The organism is Paenibacillus sp. P4_A7, assembly GCF_056402455.1.
In genome coordinates, this window is the sequence record NZ_JBFUHJ010000350.1 from 1 (window position 1) to 5,880 (window position 5,880).

Genomic DNA, 5,880 nt, shown 5'->3' on the forward strand with positions numbered 1-5,880 from the left:
AGGTAGATCCAATGTCGACATATATTTAAAAACCATACGTGGAAAGAGTGTATGCAAATATGAAAATAAATCGAGTATCAAGCCAGCGCATGCTCGTACTGTTCCTCGCTGCGGTTATGCTGCTCGCTGCGGCAGGCTGCAGCAAGGGAGCACAGACGAACGAGAATGCGACTGAATCTKCCGTACAAGACGGCGATGTAATGCTTGTAATCGGTGCTTATTCGGTTGTGAAGGATGCGTTTGTTGACCTGTTGCCTAATTTTCAAGCTTATTGGCTGCAGCAGACGGGTCAGAAGGTTACGTTCCAAGAATCCTATGAGGCTTCAGGTACGCAAGCGCGAGCCATTGCCGGTGGATTCGAAGCGGACGTCGCTGTTCTCGCAATGGAAGGCGACCTAGACAAAGTAGCCGCCGCCGGTTTCATTACACATGATTGGAAGGCTCAGAGCAATTCGGGAGTTATAACGAATTCAATTGTCGTACTAGGAACACGAGCGGGCAATCCATCAGCGATTCATGATTGGAAGGATTTAACTCGCGAGGGTGTTAAAGTATTGTATCCGAATCCGAAAACATCAGGCGGAGCACAATGGGACATAAACGCTATTTATGGTGCGGGGTTGAGGCTTTCCGAGGAAAAAAGCGGAGCTAAAGATACTGAATATGCAAAAAGCTTTCTAAAGTCCGTTCATGCAAATGTCGAGTCGCTGGACAAGAGCGGACGTGCTTCAATGGCTGYGTTTGAATATGGCGTCGGTGATGTAATTGTCACTTATGAGAATGAACTGCTCGCTCGAATCAAGCAAGGTAAGAAATATGATATCGTTATACCAAAGAGTACCATACTGATTGAGAATCCAGCTGCGGTTGTAGATAAAAATGTGGAAAAGCATGGTACTCGCAAAGTAGCGGAAGCTTTTGTCGCTTACCTGCACAGCGAAGAGGCTCAACGGTTGTTCGTAGAGCATGGCTTCCGATCTGTAGATGAGACGGTCGYTGCAGAAACTTCAGGTAAGTATATAGTGCCGGAAGATTTATTTGATATCTCGTATTTAGGCGGCTGGCCAGAGGTCAGAAAGAACCTATATTCCAAGAAAGGTATCTGGTATCAGGTGCTGGCTGGTATTTAATATATTTTTGGCAGATAACCGTTCTAAAAATGCAGCTCCTGCATATGATAGGTAAGGTAGCCCGATTTTTGCAGCTCATCACATAAGGCATGCAAATAAATAGAATAGGGCAGCAGGAGGAACACAGCTTGAAATACAATTCTCGTAATGAAAGACAAAGGCTTGCTCAGAACAAGCATGTAAACAACAGTATTTTACCGGATATTGAAGCAACTCTAGCGGAGATCATAACGTATCTTGAAGCTAATCCAGATGATGGCATTGCTCAGGTGCAGTATCGACAGTTTATGGACAAACGAAATCAATTGAAACCGACTTGGGTGGACAAATACGAAGATATTCCTAACTCGGAAATGCTTGCTTAACAAAATAGAGGTTGAAGAAAAGGGAGAATTTGTGCCGGAGAAATCCGAGATGCGAATTCCCTTTTTTTGTGTTGTATAACGAAATTATGAGTCTAACGTACTAAAAAACAGAGCATTACACGAAATGTATTAGCAAATAGAAGTAGGCTAGCATGGGGGAACAGCAATGAGAAATAAAATAAGAAAAATAAAGTTGAGAACGATAGTTATAAGTTTTATCATCGCAATTGGAGTTATCTTAGTTGGAAGCTGGGGAACGTTTCGTCTACTGGTGAATGCGCAGGAAATTGGACAGCTGGAGGAGCCGCTGCCGGCGGCCACTATTTTGTATGACCAGAAGGGGAAGGAAGCAACACGCATTTCGTTTAATAAAATTGAGGAGATAGAGTTCTCAGCTATTCCTAAGCATATGGTTGACGCCGTTATTGCGGTAGAAGATAAGCGTTACTTTGAGCATGATGGGATGGATATGAAAGCAATTGGACGAGCCTTTGTATCGAATTTCTTAGCCGGGGGGACGGTTCAAGGCGGCAGCACCATTACACAGCAGCTTGCAAAAAATGTATTTTTGTCGCAGGAGAGAACTTGGTCGCGTAAGTGGAACGAGGTGCTGCTTGCAAAAAAAATTGAAGAGAATTATAACAAGCAGGACATAATGGGAATGTACCTGAATCAGATCTATTACGGAGAAGGGGCTTGGGGAATCAAAAGAGCCGCTTACACGTATTTTGGCAAGGAAGTTAATGAGTTAACTATATCGGAATCCGCTTTGCTTGCGGGTCTTATTAAGGCGCCATCGGCGTTAACACCATATAAGTATCTGGATAAGGCTTCAGAACGTCGAAATATTGTTTTAAAGCTGATGAAGGACCAGAACTTAATTAATGAATCTTCGTATCAGGAAGCTTTAAACGAGCCGATAAAATTATTAAGCTCAAAGCCTAGTCGAGTAGATGATATTCAGTATCCTTATTATGTGGATCAAATTATTCGTGAGGCAATAAATAAATATGGTTTTTCGGAAAATGAAGTGCTGCAAGGCGGTCTGCGCATTTATACGGCGCTAGACACTCGTATGCAGCAAGCAGCAGAGCAGGTTTATGCACAGGATATGCTGTTTCCGAAGAGTGCAGCCGACCAGCTTATACAAAGCGGCGCGGTCTTGGTGGATCCACGAGATGGTGGGATAAGAGCGCTTGTGGGGGGAAGAGGAGAGCAGCCTTTTCGCGGCTTTAATCGAGCTGTTCAATTGAAGAGACAGCCGGCATCCACAATCAAGCCGATCGCAGTATACACCCCAGCTCTAGAGTCAGGGTACAAACCGAATGATAAATTGTTAGATGAGCCGATTAATATTGGCGGCTATGAGCMTCGTAATGCAGGCGGAGGCTACCATGGAGAAGTGTCGCTGTATGAAGCGCTCATTAAATCCTATAATATACCGGCAGTAAAGCTGCTTAATGAGATTGGAGTAAGCAAAGGAATAGACGCTGTAGAACGGTTTGGAATTCCGCTGTCAGATGGCGATCGCTCTCTGAGTCTTGCACTTGGCGGTTTGCAAGAAGGTGTTTCACCATTAAATATGGCCGAAGCTTTTGGTGTTTTTGCAAATGACGGGGTACGAGAAGTGTCACATGCGATTACCAGAATAGAGTCTGCCGATGGTCTAGTATTGGCCGAATTTAAAGATACATCGAGTGTGAAGGTAACGGAGCCAGAAATTGCACGTACGATGACTGCCATGCTCGAAGGTGTTATTAAAGAAGGTACAGGTGCTTCAGCGGCTCTGCAAGGGCGTTCTCTTGCAGGGAAGTCTGGTACGACAGATATGGTAGGAACAGTTGGTTACGGCGCTAAGGACAACTGGTTCGTTGGCTACACACCCCAGCTGGTTGGGGCGGTATGGATTGGCTATGACAAAACGGATAGCAACCATTATTTGACGACAAGCTCGAAGGCTGCGGCAACCGTTTTTCAAGAGTTGATGGCCGAAGCGCTCAAGGGCGAACCGATATTATCATTTCATGCGGTTCCGGGCAATCTGCTGAAACAGCAGAGCAAGAAAGAGCATCCTAATTCCAAAGATAAAGATAAAAATAAAGATCGTGATCATAACGACAATAATGATGATGATAAGAATGATTCAGATAAGAAAGAGAGTAAGAAAGATAAGCAGCAGCAAAAGGAGGAGAAGGAACGAAAGGAGCAGGAACGAAAAGAACAAAAACGAGCCGAAAGGGAAGATTGGAAAGAACGAGATGATTGAGAGGACTATTAGTAAGGAAAGATTGGTGGGAAAGGTCGAGAAGATCGAGAAGATCAAGAAGATCGAGAGGGCGTTTGTAAGGAAAGAATGGTGGGAAAAATCGACATGATCGATTGACGATTAGGAAGGATAGATTGGTGATCTGTGGGATAGATCGAGAAGATCGAGAGGGCGACTAGTAAGGGGAGTATGCTGAGAAACCTCATTGAAGAAATCAGATTTAGATTGGTGAACCTCGCTAATTATGCTCTAGTGAGGGAGCCTCACTATTTAGTAAGGCTAAACTCATTAAAGTTGCCCTAAGGAGATACTATGCAAGATATAGTGAGGTAAAACTCATTCCCCGTGAAGTTATCCTCATGGCGAGTGAGGTTTACCTCACTAATCACTTTGAGAGAATATAAATAAATAAAAATTAGTGAACCTTTCCTCATAATTAATGAGTTTTTCTTCACAGACTTCAGAAAACCAAGCTAACAACTTCAAAACAAAAACCTATCATAGCCCAACATAGCCTATCACAGCCCGCACAACGCAGCACCCACCATATAGCAACATAGCCAACCGAAGCCAACACCTATGCCAACATAGCCAAACGCTGCCCCAAAGTAGCCAACCGAAGCCCCACCTCAAAAATCCGCCAAATTGCTTCATTATGCACCGCAGCATCTAAACCATCTGTCTCTACGTTTCAATTATTCATTACGACAATCACAGGATTGAAAAGGGAAATTTGACTCTGTTATCGAATAGTCATATAGCAATAAAATGAGGATGTACATGAATCAGCTAGATATAAAAAGGAGACGACAAGGATGGAGTTAGGGCTAAGTGGAAAAGTAGCTATTATTACTGGAGGCAGTAAAGGAATAGGGCTTGCAACTGCATTATTACTCGCATCTGAAGGTGCAGAGGTTGCAATAGTAGCGAGAGATATGGATTCTTTAAAAAATGCTGCAGAACAAATTAAGTCGAAAACAGGCAAAGAGCCATTGATTATTAGTGCGGATGTATCGATCGAGAAGGAAGCAGAGCGAGCGGTTGCGGAAGCAGCGAACATGCTTGGCGGTGTAGATATTCTCGTTAACAATGCGGGTACAGCAGCGGCCCGACCATTTGCTGAGGTAGAGACGGATGCTTGGACGGCTGATCTTGATTTAAAGCTACTAGGTGCCGTTCATTTCGCACGTGCTGTTCTACCGTATATGCGCAAAGCAGGTAGAGGCGCAATCGTGAATGTGACGGCAATAGGAGGAAAAGCTCCTTCGGCTTCCTCTCTGCCAACCTCAGTTAGCCGTGCAGCTGGACTAGCGCTGACAAATGCCATGAGCAAAGATTTAGCAAGTGACGGTATACGTGTGAATGCGGTCTGTATTGGGCTAATTAGAAGTGCTCAGATCGAGCGGGTGTGGCAAGCCAAAGCACCTGAGCTATCTTGGGAACAGTTTGCAGCTGATCCTAGACACGGGATTCCGCTTGGCAGAATTGGTCGTGCAGAAGAAGCGGCGAATGTTATCGGATTTCTTGTATCGGAAGCGGCCTCGTTTGTTACCGGCACTTCGATCAATATTGACGGAGGTATGTCACCCGTATTATAAGTAATCATCGATTTCGTACCTTGATGCTGCCTGAGAAAAATATTGTATTTGCGTATTTGATCAAAGTATAATACCATTAGATTATAATAATTCTAAAAGAAAACCCTTTCAGGAAATCGTTGGTATGAGCGGATAAGCATTGTAACGAAGGAGGTATCCCATAGATGATGAATATTACTTCAGAAGTGGATAAAATCAACCGACAATTAACAGCGAATGGCTATAAATTAACAACTCAACGTGAAATTATATTGCGAGTTCTACTTGAAAATGAAAAGGATCATTTGAGTGCCGAAGATGTGTTTATGCTCGTAAAGGCCAAGTATCCAGAAATCGGCCTTGCTACGGTATATCGTACCTTGGAGCTGTTAGCGGAGCTTCATATCGTAGCAAAGATGAATTTCGGCGATGGTGTAGCTCGCTTCGATCTTCGTGATGAGGATCATGAGCATATGCATCATCATTTAATTTGTCATGCGTGCGGTTCACTGAAAGAAATTAAGGATGACTGGCTTCTGGAG

5 protein-coding genes are annotated in these 5,880 nt (G+C 43.9%); all 5 read left to right on the top strand.

The window, feature by feature from the left end; translation table 11 throughout:
• Positions 1–59: 59 nt before the first annotated feature.
• A complete protein-coding gene (locus AC1DWN_RS25880) occupies positions 60–1,130 on the top strand; it encodes a sulfate ABC transporter substrate-binding protein (protein WP_477561768.1) in 1,071 nt (356 codons plus the stop codon).
• A gap of 128 nt (positions 1,131–1,258) precedes the next feature.
• On the top strand, positions 1,259–1,495 hold the full coding sequence (locus AC1DWN_RS25885) for a hypothetical protein (RefSeq protein ID WP_477561769.1): 237 nt from the start codon (positions 1,259–1,261) through the stop codon (positions 1,493–1,495).
• A gap of 166 nt (positions 1,496–1,661) precedes the next feature.
• Positions 1,662–3,761, top strand: coding sequence for a transglycosylase domain-containing protein (locus tag AC1DWN_RS25890; RefSeq protein WP_477561770.1), 2,100 nt, complete (start codon positions 1,662–1,664; stop codon positions 3,759–3,761).
• An 815-nt stretch (positions 3,762–4,576) separates the two neighbouring features.
• Positions 4,577–5,359 (top strand): SDR family oxidoreductase, encoded by a 783-nt coding sequence (locus AC1DWN_RS25895; protein ID WP_477561771.1) that lies wholly within the window; start codon positions 4,577–4,579, stop codon positions 5,357–5,359.
• A 164-nt stretch (positions 5,360–5,523) separates the two neighbouring features.
• Positions 5,524–5,880: Fur family transcriptional regulator (locus tag AC1DWN_RS25900; RefSeq protein WP_477561772.1), on the top strand; the 357-nt coding region annotated here is incomplete at its 3' end.